This window comes from Priestia sp. FSL H7-0729, from assembly GCF_038005685.1.
In the GTDB taxonomy this organism is placed as follows: Bacteria; Bacillota; Bacilli; order Paenibacillales; family Paenibacillaceae; genus Paenibacillus.
The window spans coordinates 171,655-186,474 of sequence record NZ_JBBOTQ010000006.1; the positions used below are offsets into that span (position 1 = coordinate 171,655).

The window sequence follows — 14,820 nt, forward strand, 5'->3', positions numbered from 1 at the left end:
AGCATATTCCCTGATAGCTCAGTTGGTAGAGCACTCGACTGTTAATCGAGTTGTCACAGGTTCGAGCCCTGTTCGGGGAGCCATATGGAGAGGTGTCCGAGCTGGCCGAAGGAGCACGATTGGAAATCGTGTAGGCGTCACAAGCGTCTCGAGGGTTCGAATCCCTCTCTCTCCGCCATAATAATAAGGCCCGTTGGTCAAGGGGTTAAGACACCTCCCTTTCACGGAGGTAACAGGGGTTCGAATCCCCTACGGGTCATATTAACTTCAAAAAAGAAGTTGATTTTTACAACAAGATTATGATATGATCATAAATGTGTTGTTCGGAGGCTTAGCTCAGCTGGGAGAGCATCTGCCTTACAAGCAGAGGGTCGGGGGTTCGATCCCCTCAGCCTCCACCATATAATTTTTATAACGACGCGGGGTGGAGCAGCCCGGTAGCTCGTCGGGCTCATAACCCGAAGGCCGCAGGTTCAAATCCTGCCCCCGCAATTATACTTTCTTTTGAGAAAGTGATCTGGAACCGTGGTGTAGTTGGCCTAACATGCCTGCCTGTCACGCAGGAGATCGCGGGTTCGAATCCCGTCGGTTCCGCCATTTAATCTTTACATGAGGCAAACTGTTCACTACATCTGCTGTATGGCACTGATGCCCTATATAAAGTGTAAGGAATTAAGATTAGACTTTATTTCGGCTCGGTAGCTCAGTCGGTAGAGCAGAGGACTGAAAATCCTCGTGTCGGCGGTTCGATTCCGTCCCGAGCCACCATTTTCAAAACAATTTAATATGCCGGTGTAGCTCAACTGGTAGAGCAACTGACTTGTAATCAGTAGGTTGGGGGTTCAAGTCCTCTCGCCGGCACCATGTAATCCTGGAGGATTAGCGAAGTGGCCAAACGCATCAGACTGTAAATCTGCTCCCGTACGGGTTCGGTGGTTCGAATCCATCATCCTCCACCAGTTTTTAGGGGCATAGTTTAAAGGTAGAACAACGGTCTCCAAAACCGTTGGTGTGGGTTCAATTCCTGCTGCCCCTGCCAATTAACTTTTAAGTAATTTAACCTTTTGTGGCGATCGTGGCGAAGTGGTTAACGCACCGGTTTGTGGATCCGGCATTCGGGGGTTCAATTCCCCTCGATCGCCCCTTTGTTTTTTCATTTTTTATTGGGGATTAGCCAAGCGGTAAGGCAACGGACTTTGACTCCGTCATGCATAGGTTCAAATCCTATATCCCCAGCCATTATGCGGAAGTGGCTCAGCGGTAGAGCATCGCCTTGCCAAGGCGAGGGTCGCGGGTTCGATTCCCGTCTTCCGCTCCAAATATGGCGCCATAGCCAAGTGGTAAGGCACAGCTCTGCAAAAGCTTTATCCCCAGTTCGAATCTGGGTGGCGCCTCCAGAATATGCCGGCGTGGCGGAATGGCAGACGCGCTCGACTCAAAATCGAGTGGGAAACCGTGGAGGTTCGAGTCCTCTCGCCGGTATATTGAATAGCCCTACATGTTGCTTATGCAATGTGTGGGGTTATTTTTATTTATATGATAATATTTTTGTGCATTAAGAAAATGTGGACTAAGAACAGTTGGACGTTAATAAAGATTGACGTGCGCTTATATTCGGTATATTGTAGATAAGTAAAGTCTTTAATATGGAGGAGTGAAGCAAAATGAATAATGGAAAACATATATCGGATAACGATCTGTTATTTGATCTTTCTGTATGGGAAGAGGCATGGAAGAATCGTTCGAGAAGTCCAAAATATAAAAAGAAAAGCGCACCATTTAATACAGAAGAAGCATTTGAGCGGTGGGCCAGGGATTATCATGCACAGTCGTTCACTGAAGAAGGAGAGCAGCGTTCTGAGCGCATTATGGGCTGGATTGAGAACCAAGGGGTGGAGTTCGCAGGATTATCCATATTGGACATTGGAGCGGCCTCAGGCATATTTACCATTCCTTTTGCGAAAAAGGGGGCAAGTGTGACTGCAGTTGAGCCTTCCGAGTTGCTTGTCTCCCTTATGAAAGAGACGATACCTTCGTCTTTGGAATCCAATATCGAGATCGTAAAAGAACGATTTGAGGAAATCTCTATCCAGGATAAAGGCTGGCAGAAGAAATATGACTTTGCATTTGCATCCATGTGCCCTGCAATGTCAGATTGGGAAACGATTGAGATGGCGATCGACTGTGCTCGTAAGTATGTGTATATAAGCACTATGGCGGGACAGAAGGAACACACACTAATGGATGAGCTTAAGGATGTTCTGGGGGTTACTTCTTCATATAAAGCCGGTGATATGGGATATATCCAACAGTTGCTGTATTTGAAAGGTTATTCATACACGATGATCATTACAAGAGAAGTTAATTCATTTGAAGTACCAGTGGAAGAGGTTATCAAGAAGCTACCAGAATGGCTTAATACGTATGAGTTACCATCGGATGAAGATTCTCTCAGACTGACTGAGAAGTACATACGGGATTCGTACAAGGATAGCACGTTAACCTTCTCACGTGGTGCAAGGTTCGGGAAAATTCTAATCCAACTTGAACAGCCAAATATGAAGACAGTTCGTACTAAGGAAAAGCGATAAATTTTATGAGCTTGTTACATGTTACGGGAGGATCCTGGATCAGGATGGACACCCTAGTCTAACATCTGAGCTGAGGCTATCAAGCATTACGCTGTCACACAAGACGATGCCACGTGTGGAACATATGAAGTTTCAATTTAAGTTTAAGTTATATAGAAAGAGGGAGCAGGATAGTTGCTCCCTCTTTATAATAACTTTCAACAAGATTTCAAGCGCGTTGAATCAAACCGTTGGGTTCTTGGGGCTGTAAAGCTGAATCAATGAATTACCGATGGGCTGCACCAACGTTTGAACTAGTATCGGGACAACCGAAAACTAAACACGAAACACGTAGTTTACTTCCTATTGGATACTTCTGGTTTCTGCTTACGCTCCCGGTACTGGCCGGGGGTAATTCCTTCCCATTTACGAAATGATCGAATGAAATTTTGCGGATTGTTGTACCGAAGCCGTGCTGCGATGTCTTTAACGGTTAGATCACTTTCGTCCAGCCATTTTTTGGCGATATTAAAACGGTACTTGGTCAGATATTCACTAAATGCACAACCTGTCTCTTTTCGGAAAACACTACTTAAGTAGTTCGCATTGTAGTGAAGCTTCAATGCACACTCCTCAAGCGTCAGATCCTTATCATAATCTTGATGAATCATGGCAATCATCTTCTCTGATATATGCTGATACTGGGCATATTGTCTCACTTTAAAAACCTGGATGATGGGCAAGATGACCTGATGGTTAAACCATTCCTCAACTTCAGTGGCGTACTGCAAACCATAAAGTTCATGGAACATTGAGCCACGGCCTTGTGAGATCTGTCCAAGTCGTATGCCGGATTCCTGAGTCATTTGCAAAATACGCGTGAGCAGCCTCGTAAGAGCTACCTGATATTCCTCTGGTGTACACTCCAACCCAAAGAGCACTTCAAGCAACTGTTTCAAAAGAGTAGAGGCCAGGACTTCGTCCGCACTTTGAATAGCTTGGATCAACGAATATTCCAACGATTCCGGGTAGGTGATGGACCAAGTGGGAGCGTCATGATCTATGTTCTCATATTGAAAAATAATGCCTGTACCCAGCTTCAGCCGGTGCATCAATGCTTCCATGGCTTCTGCGTAGGCTTGTGGGATGTGATATAGGGAGCTGTGTGGCTGACTGAAGCCCAGACTGACTTGAAGAGCTAGGATCTTATGAATCTGTTGTTGTAACTGTTCTGTTAATACATGTAGCTGCTGTGAAAAAATAAAATGATCCTGTTCCATAGTGCCAATTATTGTGACCACCGTATGTTCCAACACAATCGGAAGTAATTGTTGGTTATGCGCAACCGTTTCCTCCAATATATTCTGAATAGCGAATAACAAGAGGTCACGATCACCAGCACTATACTTCGTATGATTAACGAGATCTGCTTGTATTGTAATAACAGCAATTTGTTGCCATTCCTGTACCTGGTACTTATAACCATATTCATTCAGGGTGTCATGAAGCGTATGAACAGGGGTCTTGCCTTGGAACAGGTTTATCATAAAATGAGTGCGAATCTGCAACAGATGCATATTAAGTGTGTTCTCTAATTGGGAGCGAGAGGCAGATAATTGTGAGACCCCTGCTCTAATCTGCTCGAACTCATCAGAAAATGGTGGTGATTGCTGAGCTAGTGAGTTTCCTTCTTTGGACAGATGGTTGTCACCAAGTTGGGTTAAAAGTTTACGAATCGGGACATGCATTCGCTTGGAGCCGAGCCAGGCAAGCAATAATGAAAGTAAAAGCAAGAAGATACTGATATACAAGGTGTGTAATCCAATATTGAGATATTCCTGTGTCAGAATAGTAGTAGGTGAGATTAGAACATAAGTCCATCCTTTCAAGGTAGAAGGGCTATACGTTAGAGAATATTGTGTATCGGCGATCGTAACTTCTCGTTTTTCAAAGCCTGTTGAGAAGGGGATGGGTGATAGTTTGGTTATGTTGGCTTTTGTATCCCGATCCTGTAATCCTATGGCAGACAATGGTTGTCCAATATATACAGGATCGGGATGGACCAAGATACGTTGTTCCCGATTCAAAATGACCAGTCCTGAGGCAGCATTTCCTAAAGAGGTTTCTCCAAGTGTGTTTTGCAAAGAGCATGCAGGAATACCCGCAATCAGGGCAGCATCGGAAGATATATTCAGATTCGGAATAGATCTCGCAAGGGCAATGTGATAAATACAGCCTGTACCGGGTGAACGCTCATCATTACTGAACACCGATGAAGGGGAGAGCTGCCATCCGGAGGTTAGCGTATCGGATATCAATTCCTTCATGGGAAGAGCCAGTGGAAAATCTGTATTACGATATAATCCTGCATGATCAATAAGCCAATTCTGAGATTGGTTCACCAGGGTAATATCTAACAAAGGTTCCCATGACCGCATATGCTGAAACTCGCTCTGTAGCTTATCGGCAAGTAGCTGTCCTTTCCCTTGGAGTGAAGAAGGAGCAGACAGGGAACGGAGGGTTAATGGAGAGCGAACGGCCTGATCAAGCATATAACTGACTGTAGCTAGTTTGTGTTCTACGTTGGATTGCATTTGTTCCAGCAACTGTCTGTTGGCCTGCGTACGATGCAGTTCAGTTTGGTTTGATGAATAGATAAATGCGGCAATTCCTGTTAACAAAATGGGCAGGGTGCTTAACAGGATTCCGAAGATGATCATTTTATGGAGATAGCTAATTGTTCGCACAGTTTCCCTTCCACTCCTGACATTAGTAGTAGTAGTAACACTTTCTATTTTAGTAAACGCTTACATATAGAACAATCTAAATTTTGTTTATTTGGATAAATAAGTAATTTTCATTGTATGGGGTATAGGAACAAATATAAAGGATTCCTGATAGATGATATGCGGAAAGGGCTCTAGAAACGGCTTGGTCAGACACTCCTAACGGAATCATTAGAAACGAAATTGAAGTGTGTACGTAAATAGAGACATGGACATCATTCTCTCTATAGGTCAATATCGGTTGAAGGGTGGCCAGCATATGGGGATATAGAAGGCATCCAGAGTGCTAATTAGCGTGGGCGGAACGAAGGTCTTATGTGGGGACAGTCAAAGGTCCAACTAGATCCCCGACCTGAGTCTAGGATGAAAAACCGTCCACGGTCTGTTTTGAAAAGTCTCGAATTCCCCTAGAATAAGGACATAAGGTTAAACAAGAAACACGGAAACAAAAAAACAAGAAACAAACGAACAAATGACTTAACACATTAAAACGAACGAATGGAAAGGGCGGTGAACAACAATTATGAGATTGAATAAGGGAAATGGCTGGGCGATTGTATTGATTGCGTTGGGTGCACTACTCCTCTTCGGAAAGTTAACTCCACTTCTGGGACACTTGATGGGTTATCTGATTCCGGTCCTGATGATTGCACTGGGATATTACGGAGTCAAACGAGGGAACGTGTTACTTGGCTGGATTGTTCTTATCATCGGTATCATCTCACTGATGAGTAAACTGGCATGGTTGATCGGACCGATCATCGCGATCGGGTTAATCATCTTTGGTATCTCAATGCTAAGCAATAACCGCAGTCGTCGTGGTCGGTACTAAGCTTTCACGATTATGAAAAGGAGGGACAGAACATAATGAGTGTATTTCGTCGAATGCGGGATATTACCGTAGCCAATCTGAACGAACATTTGGAGCAAAGTCAGGATCCAGTCAAACTGATTGATCAGTTCCTGGTCTCGACCCGCCAAGACATCGGTGAAGCCGAGAAACTTCGTCATCAATATGCAAGCCATACCAGACAAATGAAACAACAAGCCGATCAGGCAGCAGGTATGGTGAACAAAAGGGAAGAACAGGCTTCCATGGCTCTGAAAGCCGGGGAGGAACATCTCGCTAAGCTGGCCTTGCAGGAGAAAATCCTCCACGAGGAAAAAATGGAACAGTACAATGAATTGTATGCACAAAGTTATGCGGCATTACAGGAGCTGGATGAACAGATCGACCAGTTGAAAGTTGAATATCAGAATGTATACAGCAAACGCCAATATTACTACGCTCGTATGCAGACAATTCAATTACAACAACGTATGAACCAGAGAGGCAATCACAACGGTCAGAATGTACCTCGTATGTTTAATCGACTGGATGACCAAGTCTCTGATCTCGAATATGAAGCACAAAGTCTTCGGGATATCCGGCGGATGGGTCAAGATGGTTCAGGAGTGACTGGTAGCATGTCATCTTCCACGCTGGATAAGGAACTGGAGCGCTTAAGACAGAAATTGAACAATGACAGAAAGGAGTAGTCACATGAATAAATTATACCGCTCGGCGCGTAATCGAATGCTAACAGGTTTGATCGGCGGCATTTCTGAAAATCTCGGATTTAGTACTACGCTGCTACGTATCATTTTCTTCATCAGTATTTTCGCTACGGGAGGTACATCATTGTTGATCTACTTCATCGCTGCGTTGGTGGTACCCAAGGAATCCAATCACGTTGATCCATATGCTTATGATTCCAACGTAAGAGGATACAAGTAAACGAAAGGAGCAAGCACATGAGCAAATTATACCGCTCAACGCGTGACCGGATGTTAACCGGCTTGTGCGGCGGAATTTCCGAAAGTATTGGAATGGATTCCACCCTGCTGCGTATCATCTTTGTCATCAGTATCTTCGTAACTGGCGGCACGTCGTTGTTAATATATTTCATTGCAGCACTGGTGGTACCAAAAGAACCGTATCCACCTTATGATCCATATGGTTACGGCCCGGGCCCTGGTCCAGGCAGAGGATATGACAACTATGATCATCAGCCGCCAAGAGGTCCTTTTCAAAATAATCACAATCAACAAGGTCCTGGTAACTTCGGTCCCGGCCCTGGATACAACAACAGACCTCAATCCGGTTCGCGTTCTTATGATAACAATGCCTACGGAGCAGGTGCACCGCAAGAAAGTGAACTTGATTCCATGATGAAAGATATCGAGAAAAAAGCACTGAAAAAAGAAGTTGAAGAGCTTCGCCAAAAATTATCTCGTTACGAGAAGGGAGAAAAGTAAAATGGGAGTATTTAAACGGATTAAGGATATGACGAAAGCATCGGTAAATGATATGTTGGATAAGGTAGAGGACCCGATTGTAATGTTGAACCAGTACTTGCGTGATATGGAGGCTGAGATTCATGAGGCAGAGGTAACTGTTGCCAAACAAATGGCGAATGAGCGCCGCATGAAACAACGTCTGGACGAAGCGGAGCGTACTTCGGTACAACGTGAGTCCCAAGCAGAAGCTGCTCTGGCCAACGGTCAGGAAGAAGTAGCACGCAAATTGCTGGAAGAGAAAATCTACTTTGATCAAAAAATTACCGAGTACAGTGAACTGCATGCACAGTCCGAAGCACAAGCAAAAGATCTGTTGCAACAATTGCATGACATGAAAGATGAGTTCTACAAAATGCGTAACAAACGTAATGAGCTCGTATCCCGTGCACAAATGGCAAAAGCCAAAAAACAAATGTCTTCCATCAACAGCTTGCATTCGATTGAAAGTGGTGGCGCATCACTAGGATTCCATCGCATGGAAGAGAAAATCATGCAACTGGAAGCTGAAGCGGATGTAGCCCGTGCACCTTATCGCAACACTTCATCCACGTACACGAATCCTGTAGATGTGGAAAAGCAATTCAAAGTGGATCAGCAATTACAAGCTCTTAAAAACAAAATGGGCAATGGTTCCAAGAATGAAGCGAACGGAACTTCAAAAGAATAACTGTTCGCTCAGTGAACAATATGATATTCTATAAATCGTGTATAATGTACGGTTGGTAGAACAAAAGTTAAGCCATACAGGACTTCATCGCCTGGTATGGCTTTTCCGTTGAATAAAGAGAGATTAACTTACAGAGGAGGTGCGGCGGGGATGAATAACAAGAGTAAATGGCTTGCAGTTGTCATTATTATTATTGGCGCAATGATGTTACTGAATCAGAATATTAACTTTCTGACCGCTGCCGCACTGATTCTGTTAACGGTTGGAATGCTACAAATTCGCAAGGGAGATACACGTAGAGGTTATCGATATCTTGGTATTGGTGCGGCACTGTTATTGCTGGATAATTTGATGATTGTATTCTTGATTGTATTGGCTTCTTTAGCTTACTTTTATTCAAAAAACAAAAAGATTCATCTGGACGAAGGTGTTATGAAGAAACAGAATTTCATGGCTCGGTATTACTGGGATCAATCGTCCTGGACGTTACGTAGTATGAGCCTGTGGCATGCCATGGGTGAGGTTAATGCAGATCTGTCTCTTTCAATTCCGGAGGAGAAACAAACGATTGTGCTGTTGCAAGGCGTTATGGGGAATGTTCGTTTGACGCTGCCAGAAGATTATGGTGTAGAGATTGAAGCATCGGTTCTTTTCGGCCGGATTAATCTTCTTGGAGAACAAGATAGCGGCATGATGAACAAATTAGTATGGAGAACACCTGGATATGAATCCAGTGAACATAAAGCAAAATTTGTCATTTCTTATATTGTTGGCGACCTAAGCATAAGTCATTCGTAGTAAAATAGATGAAGAGAAGGAGGAGACCCCGATGAAGACAAAACGACATACCGATATGGTAACCCGAAGTATGGGTGAAGGGATCCTCCTGGTTTTCATTGTCCTTGCTGTTACTTTGTATGTATTGTATACATATGGTTATCTTGCTCCATTTGCAGGCTGGCGTCATCTGATTCAATCGGGTCTTGCCTTATTGTTGCTTCTGGTTGGGATCGGTGCGGTCTTTGGGTTCTATCAGAGTTATCGGGTTAAACGCAGACTTGAACTGCTGCGGGAAACACTTCTACTGTGGGAGAAGGGCTCTCTATCACGCACTGTACCTGATCTGGGCGATGATGATGTGGGCCGTTTAAGTGAGCAACTCGGACGAATCGGCAAAAAGTGGGAAGATCAGGTCTCTTCGCTTCAGCGATTGTCTACTCATAATGCACAGCTTGCGGAACAAGCCAGAATAACGGCTATTGTGGAAGAACGGCAGCGGCTGGCACGGGAGCTGCATGATGCGGTATCGCAGCAACTGTTCGCGATATCCATGACAGCAACGGCCGTTGGACGGAAGATGGAGAAGGATTTTGAACGTGCTCAGCGGCAGGTGGCTCTGATTGAGGAGATGGCTTCGGTAGCACAGTCCGAGATGCGTGCATTATTGTTACATCTGCGGCCAGTCTATCTGGAGGGCAAACAACTCGAACAAGGTCTGCGTGATCTGGTGATGGAACTGAAAACGAAAGTGCCCATGGATATTGTGCTCGAAATAGATGAAGACATCGATCTAATCAAAGGTATCGAGAATCATCTGTTTCGGATCGTTCAGGAGGCTATGTCCAATACGTTACGGCATGCGAAAGCGGAGAAAATGGAGATACGGCTCCAGCGCCGCACTGATGCGATTCGCGTATTGATTCGTGATGATGGGCAAGGCTTCGATCTGGACGAAAATAAACAAGCTTCCTACGGTCTGGCTAACATGCGTGAACGTGTTACGGAGATTGGCGGAGCCATACAATTTGTAACAGCGCCTGGTAAGGGAACGCGGATTGAGATTACGATACCTTTGATGAGCGATGAAAGCGAGGAAGAACATGTCAATGGAACCGGAAGTCGAAACGGAGACGGAAACGTCGATCAAAGTATTGCTCGTGGATGATCATGAGATGGTACGTATTGGTCTTGCAGCGGTACTGGATACCGAAGATGGGATTGAAGTTGTTGGTGAAGCAGGTAGTGGAGAGGAAGGCATTCGGCTTGCGCAGGAATATAAGCCTGATGTGGTTCTGATGGATTTGGTGATGGAAGGCATGGATGGCATTGAGGCTACCCGTCAGGTACTTAAAATGTATCCGGAGTGCAAAGTCATCGTGTTAACCAGTTACCTGGATGATGAAAAAATGTACCCTGTCATTGAGGCAGGCGCATTCAGTTATCTGTTGAAAACATCAAGAGCCAATGAAGTGGCAGATGCGATTCGCGCAGCTGCTCGTGGACAATCCGTTCTGGAGTCACAGGTCGCTTCGAAAATGATGAATCGATTCCGGCAGCCGCAGGCAGCAGCTCCTCTGCATGATGAATTGACTGACCGTGAAATGGATGTGCTCCGGTTGCTGGCTAAAGGCAAATCGAATCAGGACATCGCGGATGATCTGATCATTGGTATCAAGACAGTCAAATTTCATGTTACAAACTTACTCGCAAAATTGGGTGTAGACGACCGTACTCAGGCCGCGATCTATGCTTATAAAAACGGACTTGCAGAGTAAGCAGAATGATGTGCAAAAAGATCATTAAGCCTAAGAACCGTGCAGTAATGTACGGAAAATCTGGGGATAACAGCGAACGGAAGGTTGTTCTGTCATCGGAATAGCGAGTGTAAATATTGTGTGGTTTAATTTATCTAGAAAAGGTTGAATGGAAAGCTCTGATCTGCCATGCAAGTGGCGGATAGGGCTTTTTTTGATGTATTCAGAACAAGTATAGCTAATGTGGGAAAGGGGTATGCTGTTGATAGATTCATAGAATGTAAGAATGAACGGGGGATTCACATGTTAAATCGTTGGATGACAGCAGGTATATTGGCAATAGCTATCATTATTCTTATCGGTGTGACACAGGTATACGCAGAGAAGAACGAACCCAAAGCAGCGCAACTCGAACAATTAATTCATACTGCTGACGGCGTGATTGATAAAGTGGATCGTCTGGTGATTAAATGGCAAGGAGAAGGCCGGGGAGATGCACAAGCGCAGGCCGTATTACTGGCTAGTCACTTGGGGCTGGAACAACCAGTACGGGTACGCCAGACAGGCCATGATGTGTATCGTAGTGAGCTGGCTGTCCATGAGGCTACTGGAGAAGCTGGTCTGTTGGTCAATGTCGTCGAGACAGGGGATAACAGCTACTACGCCATCGTACAACTGTCAGGGGATGCACGCACGGATCGGAAGGCATTAGTGACCGTACATGAACAGATCAGTCGACTGCTTGCAGACTCAGGGATGAAGGCAACCTGGAATATGTCTGTACAAGGTACAGCAGATACTGCTATTAAAGGTGATGCGAGTCAGCAGTTGGCATTGATCGAGGAAGACCTGGCCAAAAATGTGGATCTTGCCTCTGTTGAACGTTATACGGATGTAGCCAGCGCAAGTGTCTCTTACGAGGCGGCTGAGCTTCCGTTGTCGATCAAAAGTGGCTCACATATGTTAAATATGCAACTCGCAGTTCATCAAGTTGGTGACGGGATGGACAATCGAATTACAGTGGGGTTTCCGGTGATTACGATTGAATATTGAGGAATGAAGCTCTCATGAGTTCGGCTCCAATAGGCGAATATTTATCAGAGAAATCAGTGTGAAAATAGTGCATCCATTCAGTTGATATGCTAAAATGGCATCACATCCAAGAAGGAACTTGCTGGTAATTGACAGTTGTATGCCGTGCATATATAACACCATTACATAGCTCGGGGAGAGCATGAAGGTTATCTTCCCGGAAGAAAGAGGAGCCCATGGTTGAAAAACAATCGCAAGATGAAGTACAGACACCAGGCGCAGTATTTTTCATTTTTGGAGCAACGGGTGATTTGGCCCGCCGGAAGCTGTTTCCGGCTATCTACAGTCTTTACCGTGAAGGCAAGCTTGCCGAAGACTTTGCGGTTATTGGCGTAGCACGTCGTCCGAGGTCCCCAGAAGAATTCCGGGAAGACATCTATGAATCCATTAAAGAGTTCTGCCGCTATCCGGCGGGGGAACCTGATGAGTGGAACGCTTTTGTCGATCATTTTGAATACAAAGCACTGGATATCAATAATGTGGACGGATTCAAAGAGCTGCGTGCGCAGACAGAGCATCTGGAATCGAAGTTTAACACGCCGGGGAACCGACTGTTCTATCTGGCACTGGCACCTGAGCTGTTTGGCAGTGTGTCGTATAGTTTGCGGGACGGCGGTATGCTGGAAAGTCGGGGTTGGAACCGTTTGGTGATCGAAAAACCATTTGGTTATGATCTGCAATCGGCTGAACATCTGAATGAGCAGATTCGTGAGGTATTCCGTGAAGAGGAAATCTACCGGATTGATCATTATCTGGGCAAGGAAATGGTGCAAAATATCGAAGTGATCCGCTTCGGAAATGCTTTTTTTGAACCACTCTGGAATAACAAGCACATTGCCAACGTTCAGATTACGCTCGGTGAGACAGTAGGTGTGGAAGAACGTGGTGGGTATTATGATCACTCCGGCGCACTGCGTGACATGGGGCAGAATCATATGCTTCAGATGCTGACGATGATTGCGATGGAACCGCCGAGTCGCCTATTCCCGGAAGACATTCGGGATGAGAAGGTGAAGGTATTGCGCTCATTGCGGGCGTTCACTTCGAATGAGGAAGTCAGCAACAACGTTGTGCGGGGGCAGTATGCTGAAGGGGAGTACCGTGGTAAGCAGCTTCCAGGGTATCGCCAGGAAGACAAGGTTGATCCGCAGTCCAATACGGAGACTTATTTTGCAGCACGTGTATTCGTGGATAATTTCCGCTGGGCGGGTGTTCCATTCTACATTCGGACAGGCAAGCGTCTACCGGTGAAAACGACCGAGATCGTAGTGGAGTTCAAGTCGATGCCGAACAATGTGTACCTTGGGAAAAAATATAAATTGGAACCGAATCTGCTGGTCATTCGGGTGAATCCAATGGAAGGCATATATATCAAGATCAATGCCAAGAAATCAGGCTCGGATTCCGAGATTCAGCCGCTCGCGATGGATTTCTGTCAGAGCTGCATGATTGGAATCAACTCGCCTGAAGCGTATGAACGTCTGCTGCACGATGCAGCGGAGGGGGATTCTACGTACTTTACCCGCTGGGATGAAGTGGCGACAGCCTGGTCTTTCGTAGATCGGATCGCTGCAGCCTGGGGCAAGAATCAGGGAGAACTTCATACGTACCCTGCTGGAACATGGGGGCCAGAAGCGACAGACAAGCTGCTGGAGCAGGACGGATTCCACTGGTGGCCGGTGAATGGTCAGGACGAGGACAGCGTGATCTGGCAAGTGAACGGTTAGGGTAAGGGCATTAACAATGGTAATAAGAACATACAGAACATGACTGAGCCTGGGACATCGCAAATTTTGCGGTGTACTCAGGCTTTTTAGCGTGGAAAAGGCAGGCATCCATCATAAGGAAATAAGTAATTAAAATTAAGTTGTTGACAAAAAGTAAGTATGTAACTTATACTCAACACATGAGTTAAAGAGTTACGCCAATGACAAACTTCATCCGGGTCAACGTTTCGGATAAGTTATCATTCATGATAAAATGTAAACCAATTGAAGGGGTTTGCGAATAGAGAATCATGAAAAAAAGTGCATAATATCTTTAATCTGAGAATACTATTTTGTATATATTGAATGGAGGAAAAAGAAAATGATGTTGGATGTAGGGTTGTTGTTGATTCGTTTGGTGATTGGATTGTCGTTCATGGCGCACGGAGCTCAAAAGCTGTTTGGTTGGTTCGGAGGTTACGGGATCAAGGGCACAGGCGGCTGGTTTGAGTCGATGGGCATGAAGCCCGGTGCATTGGTGGCGTTACTGGCTGGACTCGCAGAATTCGGTGGCGGATTGCTGCTGGCACTGGGTCTACTCACACCGGTAGGTGGCATTCTGATTGCATTGACGATGGTCATTGCGATTGTGAAAGTGCATGGTGCGAACGGTTACTGGTCCACGCAGAACGGATTCGAATATAATCTCGCGATTCTGGTGATTGGTGTAGCGCTGGCCCTGACGGGTGGCGGACAATACGCTCTGGATGCATTGATTTTCTAAACCCGATAAATAAAAATGAATGAGAAGCGCCTGGATGCCATGATTATGGCTGAAGGGTGCTTTTTTTTGCAAGGGAAAAGAGAAGAATGTGCGGTAGTAATCGGTTATTTTCGGTACAGATTATGGTACAATAGGAGAGTTGGGTTAATAAGCAGTTCACGGTATGCATGAAAGCACAGATTTGAGGAGGATGAACTCCATTGTAAATGTGTAAAATTAATTTAGTGTGTAAATACCTCGTATGTAAAATGATCAGTGTACAATCAACCGGCCTCGCCGGATTGCATAAAGATTGAATGATGGACCGGCTATGCCGGATTAACGTGAATGAACGGACGAAA

At 45.3% G+C, this 14,820-nt stretch carries 13 protein-coding genes and 15 tRNA genes; 27 read left to right on the forward strand and 1 reads right to left on the reverse strand.

Going from position 1 to position 14,820, the window contains the following annotated elements; translation table 11 throughout:
• Positions 1 to 7 precede the first annotated feature (7 nt).
• The 16 genes from MHH93_RS15940 to MHH93_RS16015 all read left to right on the forward strand — a co-directional run bounded on the left by MHH93_RS15940 (position 8) and on the right by MHH93_RS16015 (position 2,591).
• Positions 8 to 83, forward strand: a tRNA-Asn gene (locus MHH93_RS15940).
• A gap of 3 nt (positions 84 to 86) precedes the next feature.
• Positions 87 to 178: transfer RNA gene (locus MHH93_RS15945), tRNA-Ser, on the forward strand.
• A 9-nt stretch (positions 179 to 187) separates the two neighbouring features.
• Positions 188 to 259 (forward strand) — tRNA-Glu (locus tag MHH93_RS15950).
• 66 nt (positions 260 to 325) lie between these two features.
• Positions 326 to 401: transfer RNA gene (locus tag MHH93_RS15955), tRNA-Val, on the forward strand.
• A 17-nt stretch (positions 402 to 418) separates the two neighbouring features.
• Positions 419 to 492, forward strand: a tRNA-Met gene (locus MHH93_RS15960).
• Between the two features lie 27 nt (positions 493 to 519).
• Positions 520 to 597 (forward strand) — tRNA-Asp (locus tag MHH93_RS15965).
• A 95-nt stretch (positions 598 to 692) separates the two neighbouring features.
• Positions 693 to 768: transfer RNA gene (locus MHH93_RS15970), tRNA-Phe, on the forward strand.
• A gap of 20 nt (positions 769 to 788) precedes the next feature.
• Positions 789 to 864 (forward strand) — tRNA-Thr (locus MHH93_RS15975).
• A 9-nt stretch (positions 865 to 873) separates the two neighbouring features.
• Positions 874 to 959: transfer RNA gene (locus MHH93_RS15980), tRNA-Tyr, on the forward strand.
• A 6-nt stretch (positions 960 to 965) separates the two neighbouring features.
• A tRNA-Trp gene (locus MHH93_RS15985) sits at positions 966 to 1,039 on the forward strand.
• A 30-nt stretch (positions 1,040 to 1,069) separates the two neighbouring features.
• A tRNA-His gene (locus tag MHH93_RS15990) sits at positions 1,070 to 1,142 on the forward strand.
• Positions 1,143 to 1,164: 22 nt separating this feature from the next.
• Positions 1,165 to 1,239: transfer RNA gene (locus MHH93_RS15995), tRNA-Gln, on the forward strand.
• A 4-nt stretch (positions 1,240 to 1,243) separates the two neighbouring features.
• A tRNA-Gly gene (locus MHH93_RS16000) sits at positions 1,244 to 1,318 on the forward strand.
• A gap of 5 nt (positions 1,319 to 1,323) precedes the next feature.
• A tRNA-Cys gene (locus MHH93_RS16005) sits at positions 1,324 to 1,397 on the forward strand.
• Between the two features lie 6 nt (positions 1,398 to 1,403).
• Positions 1,404 to 1,482, forward strand: a tRNA-Leu gene (locus tag MHH93_RS16010).
• Between the two features lie 182 nt (positions 1,483 to 1,664).
• A complete protein-coding gene (locus MHH93_RS16015; protein WP_500054821.1) occupies positions 1,665 to 2,591 on the forward strand; it encodes a class I SAM-dependent methyltransferase in 927 nt (308 codons plus the stop codon).
• A 335-nt stretch (positions 2,592 to 2,926) separates the two neighbouring features.
• On the opposite strand, the gene MHH93_RS16020 is transcribed toward MHH93_RS16015, so the two are convergent.
• The gene (locus tag MHH93_RS16020; protein ID WP_500054822.1) at positions 2,927 to 5,317 is read right to left on the reverse strand and encodes a helix-turn-helix domain-containing protein; all 2,391 of its coding nucleotides are present in this window, start codon (positions 5,315 to 5,317) and stop codon (positions 2,927 to 2,929) included.
• 562 nt (positions 5,318 to 5,879) lie between these two features.
• On the opposite strand from MHH93_RS16020, the gene MHH93_RS16025 reads away from it, so the two are divergent.
• The 11 genes from MHH93_RS16025 (at position 5,880) to MHH93_RS16075 (ending at position 14,479) form a co-directional block, all read left to right on the forward strand.
• Positions 5,880 to 6,188: a LiaF transmembrane domain-containing protein gene (locus MHH93_RS16025; protein WP_500054823.1), complete on the forward strand. Its 309-nt coding sequence runs from the start codon at positions 5,880 to 5,882 to the stop codon at positions 6,186 to 6,188.
• Positions 6,189 to 6,223: 35 nt separating this feature from the next.
• Positions 6,224 to 6,895, forward strand: coding sequence for a PspA/IM30 family protein (locus MHH93_RS16030; protein ID WP_062838036.1), 672 nt, complete (start codon positions 6,224 to 6,226; stop codon positions 6,893 to 6,895).
• Positions 6,896 to 6,899: 4 nt separating this feature from the next.
• Positions 6,900 to 7,133 (forward strand): PspC domain-containing protein, encoded by a 234-nt coding sequence (locus MHH93_RS16035; protein ID WP_500054824.1) that lies wholly within the window; start codon positions 6,900 to 6,902, stop codon positions 7,131 to 7,133.
• A 17-nt stretch (positions 7,134 to 7,150) separates the two neighbouring features.
• Positions 7,151 to 7,654 carry a PspC domain-containing protein gene (locus MHH93_RS16040; RefSeq protein WP_500054825.1) on the forward strand — a complete coding sequence of 168 codons (504 nt, stop codon included), beginning with the start codon at positions 7,151 to 7,153 and terminating at the stop codon, positions 7,652 to 7,654.
• 1 nt (position 7,655) lies between these two features.
• The gene (locus tag MHH93_RS16045) at positions 7,656 to 8,363 is read left to right on the forward strand and encodes a PspA/IM30 family protein (RefSeq protein ID WP_124117409.1); all 708 of its coding nucleotides are present in this window, start codon (positions 7,656 to 7,658) and stop codon (positions 8,361 to 8,363) included.
• A 150-nt stretch (positions 8,364 to 8,513) separates the two neighbouring features.
• A complete protein-coding gene (liaF, locus tag MHH93_RS16050; protein ID WP_440391432.1) occupies positions 8,514 to 9,161 on the forward strand; it encodes a cell wall-active antibiotics response protein LiaF in 648 nt (215 codons plus the stop codon).
• A gap of 31 nt (positions 9,162 to 9,192) precedes the next feature.
• Positions 9,193 to 10,308: a sensor histidine kinase gene (locus MHH93_RS16055; protein WP_500054826.1), complete on the forward strand. Its 1,116-nt coding sequence runs from the start codon at positions 9,193 to 9,195 to the stop codon at positions 10,306 to 10,308.
• Positions 10,250 to 10,918 carry a response regulator transcription factor gene (locus MHH93_RS16060; RefSeq protein ID WP_091020933.1) on the forward strand — a complete coding sequence of 223 codons (669 nt, stop codon included), beginning with the start codon at positions 10,250 to 10,252 and terminating at the stop codon, positions 10,916 to 10,918. The genes MHH93_RS16055 and MHH93_RS16060 overlap by 59 nt, the downstream gene beginning before the upstream one ends.
• 282 nt (positions 10,919 to 11,200) lie before the next feature.
• Positions 11,201 to 11,950, forward strand: a complete 750-nt coding sequence (locus MHH93_RS16065; protein WP_500054827.1) for a YwmB family TATA-box binding protein — start codon at positions 11,201 to 11,203, stop codon at positions 11,948 to 11,950.
• Positions 11,951 to 12,165: 215 nt separating this feature from the next.
• On the forward strand, positions 12,166 to 13,716 hold the full coding sequence (gene zwf / locus MHH93_RS16070; RefSeq protein WP_500054828.1) for a glucose-6-phosphate dehydrogenase: 1,551 nt from the start codon (positions 12,166 to 12,168) through the stop codon (positions 13,714 to 13,716).
• A 364-nt stretch (positions 13,717 to 14,080) separates the two neighbouring features.
• On the forward strand, positions 14,081 to 14,479 hold the full coding sequence (locus tag MHH93_RS16075; RefSeq protein WP_024634146.1) for a DoxX family protein: 399 nt from the start codon (positions 14,081 to 14,083) through the stop codon (positions 14,477 to 14,479).
• Positions 14,480 to 14,820: the final 341 nt, after the last annotated feature.